The 16,111-nt window shown below is 70.2% G+C and carries 19 protein-coding genes; 3 read left to right on the top strand and 16 right to left on the bottom strand.

Going from position 1 to position 16,111, the window contains the following annotated elements:
- From Q5762_RS26870 to Q5762_RS26800, 16 genes are all read right to left on the bottom strand, one after another.
- Positions 1-1,155, bottom strand: a complete 1,155-nt coding sequence (locus Q5762_RS26870; RefSeq protein ID WP_315894818.1) for a sulfite exporter TauE/SafE family protein — start codon at positions 1,153-1,155, stop codon at positions 1-3.
- Positions 1,156-1,266: 111 nt separating this feature from the next.
- Positions 1,267-1,686 (bottom strand): hypothetical protein, encoded by a 420-nt coding sequence (locus tag Q5762_RS26865; RefSeq protein ID WP_315894817.1) that lies wholly within the window; start codon positions 1,684-1,686, stop codon positions 1,267-1,269.
- Positions 1,687-1,746: 60 nt separating this feature from the next.
- Complete coding sequence (locus Q5762_RS26860) at positions 1,747-2,382, bottom strand: DUF3105 domain-containing protein (protein WP_315894816.1); 636 nt, start codon at positions 2,380-2,382, stop codon at positions 1,747-1,749.
- Between the two features lie 69 nt (positions 2,383-2,451).
- Positions 2,452-2,850, bottom strand: coding sequence for a cupredoxin family copper-binding protein (locus Q5762_RS26855; protein ID WP_315894815.1), 399 nt, complete (start codon positions 2,848-2,850; stop codon positions 2,452-2,454).
- Positions 2,851-3,400: 550 nt separating this feature from the next.
- A complete protein-coding gene (locus Q5762_RS26850; protein ID WP_315894814.1) occupies positions 3,401-3,631 on the bottom strand; it encodes a hypothetical protein in 231 nt (76 codons plus the stop codon).
- 14 nt (positions 3,632-3,645) lie between these two features.
- Positions 3,646-4,509: a prolipoprotein diacylglyceryl transferase gene (lgt, locus tag Q5762_RS26845; protein WP_315894813.1), complete on the bottom strand. Its 864-nt coding sequence runs from the start codon at positions 4,507-4,509 to the stop codon at positions 3,646-3,648.
- An 18-nt stretch (positions 4,510-4,527) separates the two neighbouring features.
- Complete coding sequence (gene lnt / locus Q5762_RS26840) at positions 4,528-6,132, bottom strand: apolipoprotein N-acyltransferase (protein WP_315894812.1); 1,605 nt, start codon at positions 6,130-6,132, stop codon at positions 4,528-4,530.
- Positions 6,114-6,569: a hypothetical protein gene (locus tag Q5762_RS26835; protein WP_315894811.1), complete on the bottom strand. Its 456-nt coding sequence runs from the start codon at positions 6,567-6,569 to the stop codon at positions 6,114-6,116. The genes lnt and Q5762_RS26835 overlap by 19 nt, the downstream gene beginning before the upstream one ends.
- Before the next feature lie 136 nt (positions 6,570-6,705).
- Positions 6,706-7,452: a hypothetical protein gene (locus Q5762_RS26830; protein ID WP_315894810.1), complete on the bottom strand. Its 747-nt coding sequence runs from the start codon at positions 7,450-7,452 to the stop codon at positions 6,706-6,708.
- 51 nt (positions 7,453-7,503) lie between these two features.
- Positions 7,504-8,706 (bottom strand): Ig-like domain-containing protein, encoded by a 1,203-nt coding sequence (locus Q5762_RS26825; RefSeq protein ID WP_315894809.1) that lies wholly within the window; start codon positions 8,704-8,706, stop codon positions 7,504-7,506.
- Positions 8,707-8,796: 90 nt separating this feature from the next.
- A complete protein-coding gene (locus Q5762_RS26820) occupies positions 8,797-9,525 on the bottom strand; it encodes a hypothetical protein (protein ID WP_315894808.1) in 729 nt (242 codons plus the stop codon).
- A gap of 210 nt (positions 9,526-9,735) precedes the next feature.
- The gene (locus Q5762_RS26815) at positions 9,736-10,152 is read right to left on the bottom strand and encodes a hypothetical protein (RefSeq protein ID WP_315894807.1); all 417 of its coding nucleotides are present in this window, start codon (positions 10,150-10,152) and stop codon (positions 9,736-9,738) included.
- A gap of 47 nt (positions 10,153-10,199) precedes the next feature.
- On the bottom strand, positions 10,200-10,448 hold the full coding sequence (locus Q5762_RS40055) for a MerR family DNA-binding protein (protein ID WP_399495272.1): 249 nt from the start codon (positions 10,446-10,448) through the stop codon (positions 10,200-10,202).
- A gap of 64 nt (positions 10,449-10,512) precedes the next feature.
- Positions 10,513-11,637, bottom strand: coding sequence for a HoxN/HupN/NixA family nickel/cobalt transporter (locus Q5762_RS26810; RefSeq protein ID WP_315894806.1), 1,125 nt, complete (start codon positions 11,635-11,637; stop codon positions 10,513-10,515).
- Between the two features lie 132 nt (positions 11,638-11,769).
- Entirely contained in the window at positions 11,770-12,681 is a 912-nt protein-coding gene (locus tag Q5762_RS26805; RefSeq protein WP_315894805.1) for a M56 family metallopeptidase, read from the bottom strand.
- On the bottom strand, positions 12,678-13,046 hold the full coding sequence (locus Q5762_RS26800) for a BlaI/MecI/CopY family transcriptional regulator (protein ID WP_283297173.1): 369 nt from the start codon (positions 13,044-13,046) through the stop codon (positions 12,678-12,680). Before Q5762_RS26800 ends, Q5762_RS26805 begins: the two co-directional genes overlap by 4 nt.
- Before the next feature lie 356 nt (positions 13,047-13,402).
- Here Q5762_RS26800 and Q5762_RS26795 point away from each other — a divergent pair, with 356 nt between their 5' ends.
- The 3 genes from Q5762_RS26795 to Q5762_RS26785 all read left to right on the top strand — a co-directional run bounded on the left by Q5762_RS26795 (position 13,403) and on the right by Q5762_RS26785 (position 15,809).
- Positions 13,403-14,557 carry an aminotransferase class V-fold PLP-dependent enzyme gene (locus Q5762_RS26795; protein WP_315894804.1) on the top strand — a complete coding sequence of 385 codons (1,155 nt, stop codon included), beginning with the start codon at positions 13,403-13,405 and terminating at the stop codon, positions 14,555-14,557.
- Between the two features lie 122 nt (positions 14,558-14,679).
- Positions 14,680-15,075, top strand: coding sequence for a DUF6153 family protein (locus tag Q5762_RS26790; protein ID WP_315894803.1), 396 nt, complete (start codon positions 14,680-14,682; stop codon positions 15,073-15,075).
- 95 nt (positions 15,076-15,170) lie between these two features.
- The gene (locus Q5762_RS26785) at positions 15,171-15,809 is read left to right on the top strand and encodes a DUF305 domain-containing protein (protein WP_315894802.1); all 639 of its coding nucleotides are present in this window, start codon (positions 15,171-15,173) and stop codon (positions 15,807-15,809) included.
- Positions 15,810-16,111 lie beyond the last annotated feature (302 nt).

Here is a 16,111-nt window from a genome sequence, read left to right as displayed (position 1 = left end):
TCACGCCTTCTCGAAGTCGATGGAGCCGGTCTGCATGCCCATGGCGCAGGAGAACCGGAGCGTCCCGGCGTCACGCGTGCCGAGGTCGATCTCGGTGTCGCCGTTGCGTTCGACGATCTCCTGGACGCCGAGCTCGGGGATGGTGAAGGCCCGCGCGCAGCCGCCGGAGTCCTTGCCGCGCAGGATGAGCGTGGTGGGCAGGCCGGCCTTCGCGGTGAACTGGGTTGGGGTGTAGAAGTCCGTCACGGTCAGGGTGATCACCTGCCGGCCGGAGGCGTCGACGCGTACCGGCGCATCGTTCGGTGCGGGCTCCTCGGCCTCGTCACCGCTGTCCGCGCCCGCCGAAGCGCCGGGCTCGGGGGAGAAGACGGGAGCGGCGGCTGACGCGCTCTTGCCGCCCTGGTCCAGGCTGACCCAGCCGCCTGCCTGGAGCCCGGAGGCGACCGTCCACACGGCGACCGCCAGGACGACGACGCCGGTGAGCGAGGCCAGCTGGCCCGAGAGCGCTCGGGTGGAGCGGCGGAAGAGGTAGCCGAGGAGGGCGAACAGCGGGGCCGTACCAAGGACGAACCCCGCCATGACGGCAGCGCCGGCCACCGGCGAGCCCGAGGTCACGGCGATCAGCTCGACGGACAGCGTGACGCCGCACGGGACGAGTACGGTCGCCAGGCCGATGAGGGAGGGAGTGGCGAGCGACTCGGTCTTGGCGCTGCGCCGGAACAGCCGGCCGAAGGAGGCGGGCGCCCGGGGCACGAAGCGGGCCACCGCCTTGACCCCGAACAGGTCGAGCGCGAACAGCACCATGAGGAGGCCGGCTGCGATGAGCATCACGGCCCGGGCGCGGGGGCTGGGCTGGAGGGCGTCACCGAAGACGCCGAGCAGTGCGCCGAGGAGGGTGTGGGAGACGAGTTTGCCCGCGAGGAAGGCGGCGACGGGGGCGAGCGCCTTGGGCTCCGGGGGAGCGGCGGGCGTCGCCTTCGCGGCCGAGCGGCGCGCCCCGGCCAGGGCGGGTACACGGGCGGGGGCTGCGGCGGCGGAAGCGCGGCGGGTCACCGCACCCGCGAGCAGACCCCCCTGGACGGCGGCACACGAGGCACCACCGGCGATCAGACCGGTCGTGAGACCGGTGACGAGCAGGGTGACGGACGACGGCATACGTCGGGACTCCTGAACAGGAAAGGCGGCACGAGCACGTGTACGAGCGCATGCCGGGCTGAACGTGAGGGCGGGCGCGTCCGAGGAAGGGCTTCCGCGGACGGGCCGCCGTCACGTCCGGCTGACGCAGAGACGGGTCAGTTCAGGAGGGGAGGGCGAGGCGAGGGGCGGCGGAACACCGGAGCGGGGTGGCCCCGGCTGGGCGAAGGCCGGCGCCGGCGCGTCCTCGGCGTGCGCGCACCCGCTCTGGTCGCCGGCGACCGGCGGAACGGACGGCTGGGCGCAGTCGCTCACACTCGACATCGGGCAGGTCTGCTGGAAGCTGTGGGGGTCAGAGACGGCCGGAGCCGCGCCGTTCTCGGCGGCGTGCATCCCGGGCATCATCTCGCCCATGTCCATGGATGGCATCGAGCCGGTCATGCCCGGCGTTGCCATGGCCGGACGGGCCATCCCAGTGAGGCACAGCATGACGACACACGCCAGCAGCAGCACAGGCAGCAGCCTGAGGCGGGAGGGCGCGGCAGTGGTCACGAGCGGCATCGTAGCGGCACCGGGTGACGCTGCGGGCAGCGGACCGCGCGTACGGCACGGTCAGGATGTGTTCCCGACACTGCACGTGGCGCCGGGCTCTGGAGCCTGAGGCCCCTGGGCATACCGGTCGAGGAAGGCGCCCACGCGGGAGTCGGAGGCGCTGCTCACACCCACCTGGTGGCCCCAGGCCGTGAGGACGATCGGCGAAGCCTGGTCCGTGCGCGGACTCATCAGGCTGTACGGCGTCTTCGTGACGCGCTCGCCCAGCGCCTTGACGTCGGCCGCCGTGGCCTTGTTCGTGTACGTCACCCACACAGCGCCGTGCTCCAGCGAGTGAACCGCGTTCTCGTCCCGTATTGGCGTCGGGTACACGTCGCCGTCGCAGTTCTGCCAGACAGGATCGTGATCACCGCCGGCCGGCGGCGTCATCGGGTAGGTGAGGTCACCAGTGACATGGTTCCGGCCGAGGTCGGACCAGGTCCGCTCGCCCACGATCGGAGCGGCCTTGCTCTGGCCGTCGTCGCCGCCGGTCGAGACGAGGTAGCCGACACCGCCGACGGCCGCCGCGAGAATCGCCGCCGAGACGGCGAACGTGGTGACACGCCTACGGTGCTCCCGAGCGCGCTCTGCTCTCCGCAGTTCTTCCGCTCGCGCACGGCGGGCGGCCGATTTGTCGTTCGAGCCGGGGTATCCCATGAGCGGCGCACCTCCCGGGGCCGCGGGTCGTCCCTTCCATCGTAGGGACGGCGGTGCCGCTCACGCGATTCAGGCGACTGTGAGCGTCGCCTTCATGTACGGGTGGATCGAGCAGAAGAAGGGGTAGGTGCCGGGCTTGTCCGGGGCGGTGAAGCTGGCCGACTGCCCGCCTGCGATCTCGCCGGTGTCGAATGCCTCGCCCTCCGTCGCCGTGACCGTGTGCGGAACCGAGTCCTGGTTGACGACGGTGATGGTCGCGCCGGGGCGGATCTTCAGGGACGTCGGCTTGAATGCGAAGCCGCGGATGATGATCTGGTCGGCGGCAGCTGCCGTAGGGCTTGCGGGCGGCGTGCTGCGGGGTGGGGTGGGTTCTGTGCCGCCGTCGCCGCAGCCGGTGAGGAGTAGCACGAAGCACAGGGAGCCGAGTACGGCGACGCCAGCACTGCGCGAGCGGGGGAGAGACGGCATGGAAACCCCTGGTGAGGCGAGCGGGCGAGAGAAGGACCGGGCGGTCGGGCCGCGGCTTGGGGAACAGCTTCCTCGAGAGGAGGCGGTTCGGCATCGGTACTCGGCCGTTCGCCCCGGTCGCTCACCCGCACGTGCCCGCGGCGGCTCGGTAACCGCCTCCTGCCTCGCGCGAGGCCGTTCATCCGGCGCCGGTACTCTTCGCCGTCGATCCGCCCGTGCAGGAGCAGCCCCGTGCACCACCGCTCCGCGGCCGCCAGAGCGGCACGATGCCCCCGAAGCCGGGCCAGAGGAGGGCAGCGACTCTCGTCCGTGCTGATCAGACGAACGATGTCGTACCAGAGGGCGGCCGCGATCAGGGCCCCGAGGAGTATCGCCAGCAGAGCAACCACCACGGTCCTCACCACCGCGGTACGAAACCGGATGTTCCTGCTTTCATTCTCCGCCGCAATACAGGTGGTGATGATGATTGGATCCGCGCCCCACGACCTCCAACCGAAGATCCTCGCGCCCATGGTGAGGGGCAGGCCGGCAGGGGAAGGTCCAGTGCCGGCTACTGCTTGGCGTCCATGACTCCGGCGCGCCAGAGGCCGACGACGGCTGCCGCGATGCCTCCGGCCAGGTAGAACGGAGAGTGGCCGCCGGGCAGGACGGCCAGCTCGCTGAACTGGTCGATCCAGTTGAGGGCCAGGACGACCAGGCCGAGCCAGAACAAGGTCCAGCCGACGATCCGGTTCGGGACCGACCGGGTGTGCATTTTGCCGATCTTGGTCTTGCCGCTCATGGCAGCCTCGTGTGTCAGGGTGTGGTCGTCCGCTCGCTCGGGACGTCGTTCGGCCTCTCCAGGCGCGACACGTCCTCGACGCCCGGCTGTCGGCGTGCCGAGATCACGAGGTAGGTGACGGCGCCGAGGAAGACCACGACCGAGGTCCAGTTGTTCAGACGCAGGCCGAGGAACATCTGGGCCTCGTCGATGCGTAGGTACTCGATCCAGAAGCGCCCGACGGTGTAGGCCGCGACGTACAGGGCGAATGTCCTGCCGTGTCCGAGCGCGAAGCGGCGGCCCGCCCAGATGACCAGCACGGCCACGCCCACGTCCCACAGGGACTCGTAGAGGAAGGTGGGGTGGTACGTCGCCACGTCGAGCATGTCGTCCGGGCGGTTGGCGCGGTCGATTTCCAGGCCCCAGGGGAGCGTGGTGGGACGGCCGTACAGCTCCTGGTTGAACCAGTTCCCCCAGCGGCCGATCGCCTGGGCCAGCGCGATGCCGGGCGCGACCGTGTCCGCGTAGGCCGGGAAGGAGATGCCGTACCGCCGGCAGCCGATCCACGCGCCGACGCCGCCGAGGGCGATGGCGCCCCAGATGCCGAGTCCGCCCTCCCAGACGTACAGGGCGCGGATCGGCTCGCCGCCCTCGCCGAAGTACGCGTCAGGGCTGGTGATCACGTGGTAGAGGCGCCCGCCGACGATGCCGAAGGGCACCGCCCAGATCGCGACGTCCGCGATGACCCCCTTCTCCCCGCCCCGGGCCACCCAGCGCCGGTTGCCGAGCCAGATCGCGACGAAGACGCCGAGGATGATGCAGAAGGCGTAGGCCCGCAGAGGAAGGGCGCCGAGGTAGAGGACCCCGGTCGACGGGCTGGGCAGGTAGGCAAACTCCATGATTTCACCGTAAAGCATTCATCTAAGAAGATTAGTAAAGTCCTGGTCCTCTTTCGGCATGCAGGCCGACGAGGCTGACAGCGTGTGGGCCCGCTTGCGCCGCCGAATCAGGCCCAGCAGAGCCGGAGTGCCGAGCAGAGCCTCCGGCCACGAACCCAGGCTTGCTGCGATCGTCCGCTCGCCCAGGAGCGGAATCCGCTCGACCAGGTAGCCCCCGCGCCACGTGCCGATCCGGTCCCTGACGTCTCCGTCCGGCCCCACGATCGCGCTGACGCCGCTCGTCGACGCGAGGGCGACGGCCCGGCCGTGTTCGATGGCCCGGATGCGGGCCATCGCCAGCTGCTGCTCCGACTGTCCGCCCTGGAAGCCTCGCTCGTAGGTGGCGTTGTTGGTCTGCACGACGAGGAGGTTCGCGCCGGCCCGCACGGTGTCCCGTACCCGGCTGTCGTACGCGATCTCGTAACAGATCACGTCGCCGAGCCGGACGGGGCCGGCGGCGAGGGGTGCCTGGGACGTGCCCGGGATGAAGTCCCGGGGGATGAGCTGCAGTGCGCCGAGCCCGCCGAGGACGGACCGGGCCGGGATGTACTCGCCGAACGGGACCAGCTGCCGCTTCGCGTACGCGGCCACAGGCCCCTGCCCGGGAAGCCAGAGCTGCCCGGCGTTGTACGAGCGGCCCCCGGGTCCATCGAGGATCGCGCCGATCAGCAGCGGCGCGTCCAGCTCGCGGACCGAGTCCGCGACGAGCCCGCCCAGCTCGGGGTCGGCCTCGGGGTCGCTGTCCAGAGAGTTCTCCGGCCACAGGACCACATCCGGGCGCGGGACCTTGCCCGCCCGGACGTCGTCGGCCAGCTTTCGGGTCTCACGGGCGTGGTTCTCGGCGACACCGCGTACACGCGCCTGCTCCTCCAGGGTTCGCGCGCGCTCGACGTTGCCCTGCACGACCGCCACGACAGCGCTCTTCCCGCTCGCCGCCGGGGCCGTCATCAGCGATGGGGACGAGGCGAGAGCGGCCGTGCCGCAGGCGGCGATCGCCCAGGCCCGGACGCGGGCAGCCCTCCGCGCCGTGATGACGTAGGCCAGCAGTGAACCGAGGAGCGCCGTGACGAAGGTGAGCGCGGGAGCGCCGCCTATGGCCGCCCAGTCGGCCCACGGTGCATCGGCCTGGCCGAAGGCGAGCCGCCCCCATGGGAAGCCGCCGAGCGGGGCCCGCCCCCGTACGGCCTCCACCGCAACCCACCAGGCCGCGGCGAGCAGCGGCCAGCCGGGCGTCCGCAGCAGCTGCGGCAGCAGCATGGTCGCGAGCGCCAGGATCAGGGTCTGCGCGGCCGTGAGGGCAAGCCAGGCGGCCACGGCGAGGTTGGCGAGCCAGGCGATCAGGGGGCCGAAGAAGAAGGCGCCGAAGACGGCTCCCACGGTGAACGCGGACCGGGCTGACCGCCCCCGGACCGCGATCAGCAGGAGCGCCGGTCCCACCGGTGCGAGAAACCACAGGCCGATCGGCGGGAACGAGGTGTAGAGCACGATCCCCGCGAGCCCGGCCGTGCCCCACGCCTGCTTCAGCGGGAGTCGCGCCTGCCGCCCTATGTGCTGTCCGTCGAGCGTCACGCGGGTACGGGGCACTTCTCGGCGGTACGGAGCCGGCGCACCAGCGCGTACAGGAGCAGGCCCACGGAACCGAGCGCCAGAACGGGCTGGAGCGGGGCCCACAAGGACAGGGCGCCGCTCACGCCGATGGCGAGCACGACGAGCTTGTTGCAGATGGGGCAGCCGACGGCGAAGGCCGAGAGCAGGCCGGCGCCCAGGGCGCGCGCCGTCACCGGCCGCTCCTCCGGAGCCTGCGCGACGGCGGGGCGAGGGCCCACACGGACGTACGTCGAGACCAGCAGCCCCTCAAGGACCGAGCTGACGATCCACACCGGGTAGTTCCACCAGAGGACCGGGGTCATCCGGGTGTAGAACGGCGAGGGGACGACACCCGTGGGCACGCCGATCACGATCGCCGCGAGCAGGGCCACCGCCACGGCGACGGCCCATCTCCGCAGAGGCCAGCTGCCCATGGACGTACTCCTTCGAAGGGGGAAGCCGCCGGCCGGGTGAGCACGCCACTGCGGGGGAGCCTGCTCAGAGGGACCGGCCGACGGCGGAACCGATCGTAGTCTACGAAACTGCTTAGAAGAACAGTAGGGATCTTCGTCACTCTCCGGGGGCCGGGCGGGGGCGTCGCCGCCCCGACCGAGCCGTGAGTACGAGCAGTGTCCCCGACAGGCCGTACAGCGCGATGGCTGCGGCGGTCCTGCCTGCTTCCCGCTGCTCCGGCGCTGCTGGGACGTACAGGGCTCGGGTCCCGCGTACGCTCCCGCCCGCCGACAGGTCTACGGGGACCCAGGACTCGACCGTACGGTTCCCCGGGTCCCGGAAGACGGCGTACACGAACCAGCGCCCCGCATCGCGCAGGGTGATCGCGCCCCGGAACTTCCCGGCGTCATCGGGGGCCAGCGCGCCGGTGACCTCACGGCCCGCGCGCCGGGCGACGAGGGAGGGTGCGCGGAGAGGTTCCGGCGCGGTCGCCTCGACCTGGACCTCGACGACGGAGCGGCGCACCGAGACGTTCCAGTCCACCTCGCCCACCACATCTCCTTGGCCGGGATCGTGGGCCGACGCCCGACCTGGTGAGAGGAGGGGCTGAAGCGCGGCGATGGTGGCGACCAGGGCGATCGCCACCACCCGAGCACCCTGCCCCTGGCCCCGAGGCAGCCCCTCTGCCGCGAGAACGGCCAGCGCGGACCCCGCCGCCGACAACAGCAGTGACGGGATCGCGAAGTCGCCGTACAACAGGACGTGCCGGGCGCTCCAGAAGGTGTCCCGGCCTTCGTCGGTGTGCAGTGAGTCGTCCCAGTACATGCTGAACAGGGCCAGCAGACCGCTGATCGTGCCCGCCACAAGCCATCTAAGTCGCTCGCTCCTCGGGTTGTCGGACTGGCGGCTGACGGGTCAGGAGAGCGCGCTGCCCTTCTTCCAGGTCTCCCAGTCGACGTTCCAGGCGCCGTAGCCGTTGTTCACCGCGACCGTGTCCGTGGAGTTCACGACGGTGACCGGGTCGCCGAAGCGCACCTGGTCGTAGAACCACTTGGCGTCCGCCGTGCTCATGCCGATGCAGCCATGGCTTGCGTTGATCCGGCCGAACTTGCCCTCGTTCCAGGGCGCCGCGTGCGCGTACGTTCCAGACGGAGTGAGCTGGACGTCCCACTTCACGTCTTCCATGTCGTACGCCTCGGGGCCGAAGATGCCGACGGTGGCGGAGTTCATCCGGATCGAGGGGACCTTGCCCAGGACGACCATGGTGCCGTTCCAGGTCTCGAAGGTCTCCTTGCCGGTGGAGACCTTGAGGGTCCGCAGGGCCTTTCCGTTCTTGGAGACCGTCATGGTCTTCTTCACGACGTCGATGGTGCTGGTCACGGCGTCGCCGATGCGGAAGTTCACGACGCGCTGCTGCGTGCCGTAGACGCCGCCGCCCGCGTCCACGCCGGCGAGGTCCATGCGGAGCGTGACGTCGGTGCCCGGCTTCCAGTACTCCTTCGGCCGGTAGTCGATCCGGTCTTTGCCGTCCCGGTCCTTCATCCAGTTCCAGGCTCCCTCGACCGCCGGGGACGAGGTCACCTTGAGCTTCCGCTCGACGGCGGCCTTGTCGTGGATCGGTTTGTTGAAGGTGATCGAGACCGGCAGGGCGACACCGACGGTCGACCCCTTGTCGACGTTGTACGTGCCGACGAAGGTCTTCGTGGCCGCGGGGGTCGTGTAGCTCGACGACTTGCTCAGGGGCGCGCCGTCACCGCCAGTGCCCTGGGCGGAGATCGTGTACGTGGTGCCGGGGGCGAGGGGAGTGGTCGAGGTCCAGACGGACTTGTCCTCTGAGAGTGTGCCTTCGACCTTCCCGGGCCCCCGCGCGCTCACGTCCACGGAAGCCAGCACGCCGCCGTCGACCTTGACCGTGATCTTCCCCGAGGTCGCGGTGTCGACGGCTATCAAGGACGGCCCGCCGCGCTCGGTGGTCTTCTCCGCCGCCTTCCCGGCACCTCCGGTGTCGGAGTCGGTCGCCCCTGCGGAGCTGCATCCGGCGACGAGGAGCGCGGCGGCCGAAGCCAGCGCGACCATGGGTACGGCACGGCGCTGGTTGCGGGATCTCGTGTTCTTCATGGCACCTTCCAGCTAAGCATCTAAGTGACTTAGAAGACGAATGGGGGCACGGTCCGGTTCCCGTCCGACTGGCGGAGGTGGACCGCGAGCTCAGTGGGCGTGGCCGTCGTCCGCCGGCTCGGCGCTCGTGGTCGCCTCTCCGGGCGTGCTCGGTTCGGCGGTCGAGGAAGGAGCCGACGGTTCGGGCTCGGCTCCGTGGTCGTCCGTCTCCGGCTCGCCGCCTCCGCCGTGGCTGTGCCCGCCGCCCTCCGACGCCTCACCGGCCATCCCGGCCGCGATCGTGCTCAGACCGAGGTAGCTGCCGCCGGCGAGGAGCAGGAAGGCCAGCCCGAGAGGGCTGAAGATGCGGCGGGAGGAGGTCTCCGCGTCCTTGAGTACGAAGGCGACGAACGAGACGACGATCCCCAGCGGGACCAGGACGGCTCCGCGCGCGGGGAAGTCGCCGAAGTGCTGGAGCCCGCCGCTGAGCATGCCGATGCCGAACGAGAGCAGGAGGGAGGCGGCGACCACGGCCAGGGCGCGGGCGAGCGGCGGACGGTCCTGGGCCAGCAGGAATTCGTTGACCACCGTGGCGGCCAGGAACACCAGGACGCCGATGATCCCCACCATGGTGTAGCGGGCGGGGTCCAAGGGGTGGTGCACCACGGCGCCGCTGATCAGACCCGCGCCGACGAAGTACAGGACGTAGCCGATGTATCGGCCGGCCAGAGGCGTCTTGCGCTTGCGGCGGGATCGAGCGCGCCGGGCGGCGGCACGTCCTCCAGGTACGGGCTGCGGCGCGGTGTGGTCAGGGGCGGGCCGGTCGGTGATCAGGGACAAGGGAGCCTTCCAAGGTGCGGTGGGCGCGCAGCGGTCGACCTTCCGACCAGGGGAGCGGAAGGGACGGCGCCGAAAGTGCGAGGGAGTGGCCTGAATCGTGGCCTGTTGGCGCGACGGCGCGATAGCACTTCGGACGTGAGGAGGTGACCAGGTGGTGGGTCGGTGAAATGGGCTCGGACCCCGAGGGTGGCCGGTCGCCTCGACTGCCTGCTAGATGCGCAGAACGACCGATGCGGGGCAGGGTGACGCCGCGGGAGGAACCGTCACCGCAGGGCTACTGGTGCCGGCCGTGCCGTCGAGAGCGCGCTCCGCGTCAAGCGGGGACGCTGCGGGCGGAAGGACATCGGACCCTACGGAGGGCTGTCCGGTCGCGCAGTCCGGTACGGCGTGCGTCGGCGCTCCGTCGGTGCCGCGGTCGTCGACGGACGCCTGAAGCTGCTCGTGGAAGTGGCCGACGGGGGCCGTGGCGACACCGCCTGGTGTCGTGTGCCCGGCGCTGCTGTCGGCGTGGAGGCCGTGCGCGTACAGGAGCCCGAAGAGAAGGGCTCCGAGCCACAGCAGACGCGCCCACGGCGGAACCAGGGACCGCGCGCGGGGCTTCCTCGCCGCCGTAGGTTCCGTGACCACGGCGAGATCATAACCAGCCTGGGTGACGCGGCCGGACCGGGGTCGCTTCAGACTTCCCGGGGCTCGATGATCGAGCAGACTGCCGAAGGCTCCTCGCACGAGCGGCCGTCCTCGGCGGCCTTGCGGGTCTCGGCGAGGGACCGACGCAGGGCGAGCAGGTCGGCGACGGTGGCGTCGATCTCGGCGATGCGTGCGTCGAGGAGATCGCGTACGGCGTCGCACGGGGCCGGCCGCCACGGTGGATCTCGAGCACGGTGCGCACATCGTCGAGATGCAGCCCCAGGGCGCGGGCGCAGCGACGAGAGCGGCGCGGGTGGTCCGGGGCTGCTCCCGGATCACCCGGAGAACGTGGGGCGCTGGTCAGTCCTCGGCCGGGACGGCGCGCGGGGCCCACTTCTCTTCGACACGGCCGTAACGCCAGAAGAGCAGTGCGCCCGCCCACGTCACCACGAAGAGCAGGACCACGGCGTACCCGACGCTGTTGAGGTCGATCGCCGCGATCCAGTCCCAGAAACCGCCGCGCAGCTCCAGCTTCTCGCCGGCGACGGAGAGGAGCTCGACCGTGCCGATCAGGAGAGCCGCTGCGACCGAGAGGCCCGTGACCGTGATGTTGTAGAAGACCTTCCGTACCGGGTTGGAGAAGGCCCACGAGTACGCGAAGTTCATGAACGAGCCGTCGATGGTGTCCAGCAGGCTCATTCCGGCCGCGAAGAGCACCGGCAGGCAGAGGATCGCGTACCAGGGGATGCCGGCCCCCGCCGCGCCGGCGGCCAGGAAGAGCAGCGACACCTCGGTCGCGGTGTCGAAGCCGAGGCCGAAGAGGAAGCCGAGCGGGTACATGTGCCAGGGCTTGCCGACGGCGCGCGTCGCGCGACCGAGGACGCGGCTCATGAGGCCACCGCCCGAGTTCAGTTGGGCCTCCAGCTCGGTCTCGTCGTGACGGCCCGTACGCATGCGGCGGAACACCTTCAGGACCGCGATCAGCGAGACCACGTTGAAGGCGGCGATCACGTAGAGGAAGACGCCGGAGACCGAGGTGCCGATGAACCCGAGGGTCTGCTGGAGTGCCGAACCGTCGTCCTGCACCGGTCCGGCGAGTGAGCGGACGCCCAGGGCGAACAGCAGCGCCAGGAGGAACACGACGGTCGAGTGCCCGAGCGAGAAGAAGAACCCGACGGAGAGCGGTCGCTGACCGTCGGATATGAGTTTGCGGGTGGTGTTGTCGATGGCGGCGATGTGGTCGGCGTCGAATGCGTGACGCATGCCGAGGACGTACGCGGTGACACCGAGGCCGACGCCGAACGCGCCCTGACTGCCGAGGCTGAAGTGCTGCGGGACGACGATCAGCAGCAACGTGCCCCAGCCGATGACGTGCAGTGCCAGGATCGCTGCGGCCAGACCGCCCGCGCGCGCCCATTCGCGAGGTGTGAGGGCGGCCCTCATACGGTGGAGCAGTGGCGGCGCGGCCGGAGTCGACTGGGGCATCGGTGTCCTCGTGAAGCAGGGGCAGGGCGACCCCTATTCTTAGCTGCTTAGAAGGCGTATCTGCAAAGTTAGTGCAACAACTATGCATGGCTTTCCACAGCCAGGGCTCGGTTGGAGCCTGCGGGCGTACGGTCAGACGCCGGGCGGGCAGGCGACCAGCAGCGGCAGCAGCGGGACGGCCAGGGCGACGGAGGCCACCGAACCCCAAAGAGCCGGGTGAGGGGCCCGGCGCGGGCCCAGGATGCGCTTCATGCGGAGGAGGGCAGTCGAGCCGCCCGCGCCGAACGCGCCCTTCGGTGCCCGGCCGGCGGCCATCTCGTACATCGCGGTCGCCAGGACCTCGTGCGAGTGGCTTCGCAGGGCGCGGTCGTCCGCGATCATCTCAAGCAGCACAGTCACCTCCTCCCGTGCCCGGCGGGCGAGCGGCAAACAGGGGAAGACCGTGGCGAACGCCTGCGCGACCGCGATCAGCAGATGATGGCGGCCGGCGATGTGCGCCCGCTCGTGCTCCAGGACGGCGTCGAGCTGCTCTTCCGTGAGCAGTCGCACGGCAGCTTCGCTCACGACGATGCGGGAGCGGAGGCCCGGGAGGCAGTACGCCGCAGGGGTGCCGTGCGGTAGGACGGTGGCGCGCAGGCGGTCGCAGCGCACCCCCACCATGTCGAGCCGGTCGCGGTGCCGGGCGCGCATGAGTCCCGCGCGCGCGAGGTGGAAGAGGAAGGCGCCGGCGAAGGCGATGACCACGGTGAGGGGCATCGCCAGGGCCAGCTGGTCGACTGTCGTCGGGTTGGGCACCACCGGGGTCCCCGTACCCAGGCCGCATGCGTGCAGCAACCCCACGAGTCCCGCGTGCAGATGCTCGGTGCGGGCCGCCAGCTGGGAGGCGGCGAGCGCGGTCGCGAGCGTGAACGACACCATGAGGGCGAGCCATACGGCTGCTCCGAGGGCCGGTGCCCGGTGCGGCCAGGCGCTGCGCACCATCAGGCGCGGGGCGGCGACGCCCACGACGGCCGCGTACCCCAGGAGGGCCGGGGCCGCGTTCACTGCTTCGCCCGTCGCCCGACGGTCCGGAGGGCCTTGCGGAGAGCCGCGATCTCGTCGTCGTCGAGGTTCTCCACGAACTGGACCAGGGCCGCCGGCCGGTCCTCGCTGACTTCCAGGCCGTCCTCCATGAGCGCGGCCGAGTACGCCTCGCGGGTCTCCGCGGCCTTGTACAGCCAGATCCGACCGTTCCTGGCCCTCGTGAGGTGGCCCTTGTGGAAGAGGATGGTCGTGACCGTGGTCACGGTGGTGTAGGCGACGTCCCGGTGCAGGTTGATGTCATCGACGACCTCACGCACGGTCGCGGGGCGGTCCCATCTCCAGAAGCGGTCCATGATCTCCGCCTCGAGCTCCCCCAGCCGACGCATGGGCCGTGTCCTCTCCGCTGATCCCGAGTTCGACTTCATAGTAGACGGGCAGCTCACGGGGGAGTCCCGCCCAGGTGGAGCGGCTGTTCTTACGAGGCCCGCTTCGGGCCGTTTGGGTGATGGCGCAGTGGGCACACGCGGCCACCTTGCGTAACCTTGTCACCAGAAGGGCACCGACAGCTATTCCGCCACCGCTTCGCCGGTCGCGGTGCAAAGGGGTGCTGATGTCGATGACGAGTCGGCGTGATCTGCTGGCGAGATCTGCGGGAGCGCTGGCGGTCACCCTCCTACCCAGCTCCTGCGCGGTAGGAGTGAGCACACCGCGGGAGCGGCCGGTCACTACGCCCGATCGGCGAGTGGACTGGGACGCCTTGCGGGCGCAGTTTCGTCTGGAGCCGGGATGGGTGAACCTCGCGTTGTTCTACCTGGCCTCGCATCCGAAGGTGGTGCGGGACGCGGTGGATCACCTGAGCGCACAGGTCGACGCCAACCCTCTGTCGGTGCCCACGGGGATGGCGTTGCCCGACGGTCCGACGGGATGGCCTCGGGTACGCCAGGCGCTCGCGGCCTATCTGGGAGGCCGGGCCGAGGACATCGCGATGACGGCGAGCACGAGTATCGGGCTGGGTGTCGTCTACAACGGCGTCGTGACCCGTCCGGGACAAGAGTTCCTGTTGACGGAGCTCGACCACATCTCCCATCGCACCGCCGCCCGACTGGCCGCCGAGAGGCACGGCAACACGGTGCGACTGGCCTCCTGGTTCGCCGATCCGGCCACCGCTTCGGCGGAAGCCATCGCAGCGGCGGTCGGCGAGGCGATCCGCCCGAACACCAGAGTCGTGGGGATCACCTGGGTGCAGTCGAGCACGGGGCTTCGGATGCCGGTGCGTGCGGTGGCCGAGGCGGTGCGCCGGGCCAATGAGGGGCGCAGTCCTGCCGACCGGTGCCTGCTGGTCGTCGACGGCGTGCACGGGCTGGCGGCAGTCGACGAGGACGCCGCCGGCCTGGGCGCGGACGTGGTGATCGCCGGAACGCACAAATGGCTGTTCGGCCCCAGGGGAACGGGGCTGATCTGGGTGGCACCGGACGTCCTCGACCAGCTTCGGCCCACGTTCGTGAGCTTCATCGGGAGCGGAGGAACCGCGGCCCTGTCACCCGGCGGGTTCCTGGCGTTCGAGCACGCCTTCGCCCTGCCGGTGGCGGTAGCGCTGCATGAGCAGTTGGGCCGAGCACGCGTCGCCGCCCGCATCACGCAGCTGTCGACGCGGGTGAAGCAAGGGCTGAGGCGCCTCCCCGGGGTCACCGTGCACACACCTGCCGACCCGGATCTGTCAGCGGGCATCACCTGTTTCAGCGTGGCCGGATACACCCATCAGCAGGTCGTCGACCACGCCGCCACCCGCCGCGTGCGGCTGTCCACCTTGAACTACACCCGCATCGGCACCGCCGTCATCAACACCCCGGCAGAGATCGACACCGCACTCAACAGCCTGGCTGACCTCACCCGCTGAAAGCTGCTCCGGGCTCGCTCGGCTCCACGAGACGGCGGGCGGGGAAACGAAGACCAAGGCGGTTACGCAGCGCTACACGCCACCTAGCCGTAGCTATGCGAAACAGGGCCTACGATGAGGCCATGAGGGCCGACAAGAAGCGCGCAGTGCCGCCGAAGTGGATGCGTGTGCATGGGCTTCTCGTCCTGGCCGTACTCATTGGGCTGCTCGGCATGCACGCGATGGGGCCCGTACCTGCGATCGCGCAGCCGAGCGGCTCGAACCAGCCTGCGGCTGTGATGCTCGACGCGACTGGGCACTGTGATCACGACTGCTCGGGCCACGAAGGGCAGGGTCACCACGCCGATCCGGCGTGCGCCTCGGCCGCTGTCGGGGCCTCGGTCTCACTCCCCGCGCTCCAGCCCACGGTGATCTGCCCCGACGAGCCGACTGCCGGCCTCGCCACCACGCACACCTTCGCAGCCGACCGGGGCCGTGCCCCTCTGTCGCTGTCCGAACTTCAACTCCTGCGGATCTAGGAAGCGCCCCCCGGCGCCGTGCCCCATGTGGCTCGTCCCACCGGGCGAGGAGGCGCTCATCGGCATACCTTCCAAAGCGAACGCAGGAGTCATACATGAACACGCACCGTAAGCTGATCCGTCGTACCGGTCTCGTCGCCGCCAGTGGCGTCGCCGCCCTGGTGCTCGCCGCCTGTGGCGGCAACGGCGGAAGTGGTCACGACATGGGTTCCATGGAGTCCACGACCTCGGCGCCCGCCACCAGCGCGCCGGCGCAGACCGGGGACCACAACGCGGCGGACGTCTCCTTCGCCAAGGAGATGATCCAGCACCACCGGCAGGCCGTGGAGATGGCCGATCTGGCCCCGACGCGGGCCGAGTCCACTGAGACGAAGGACTTGGCCGCGAAGATCAAGGGCGCTCAGGATCCGGAGATCAAGACGATGTCCGGCTGGCTCACCTCGTGGGGCGAGGAGGTCCCCGCCGACATGTCCGGCCAGGGCCACGACATGGCGAACGGCATGCCCGGCATGATGAGCAAGGAGGACATGGACGCGCTCATGAAGGCCAAGGGTGCCGAGTTCGACAAGATGTTCGCCGAGATGATGATCAAGCATCACGAGGGTGCCATCGAGATGGCCGAGAAGGAGAAGGCGGAGGGCAAGTACGGCCCCGCCCTCAAGCTGGCCGACGAGGTGATCAAGGCGCAGACGGCCGAGATCGAGCAGATGAACAAGATGCTCGGCAAGAGCTGACCCGTTCACAACCGCTGCTCTGCCGTGGCGAAGCCTGAGTGCGCCACGGCAGAGCATGGCGGCGCCTCTGTTCCGCTGCCCCGGTTTCTCGGAGAATTCGGGCGCCCTTAGCCGGTGTGTGTCAGGAACCGGGGGCAACGGCCCGCATGTGGGTGACGCCGCTGCCGACGTGACGGGGAAGGAATGCCATGCTTGCAGCTGAAGCGTCTCTGATCAGCTAAGCGGTCCCATGCGAACCGTAGGGTTCGGTGTGGGTTCTGCCCACCTGGGCGGGGTAGCGTGAGCGTGGAGATGGAATCCCG

Origin of the sequence: Streptomyces sp. P9(2023), from assembly GCF_032436795.1 — a bacterium.
Lineage (GTDB): Bacteria > Actinomycetota > Actinomycetes > Streptomycetales > Streptomycetaceae > Streptomyces.
Note: the sequence above shows the minus strand (reverse complement) of the source record. Positions and strands in the feature narration are given on the sequence as shown.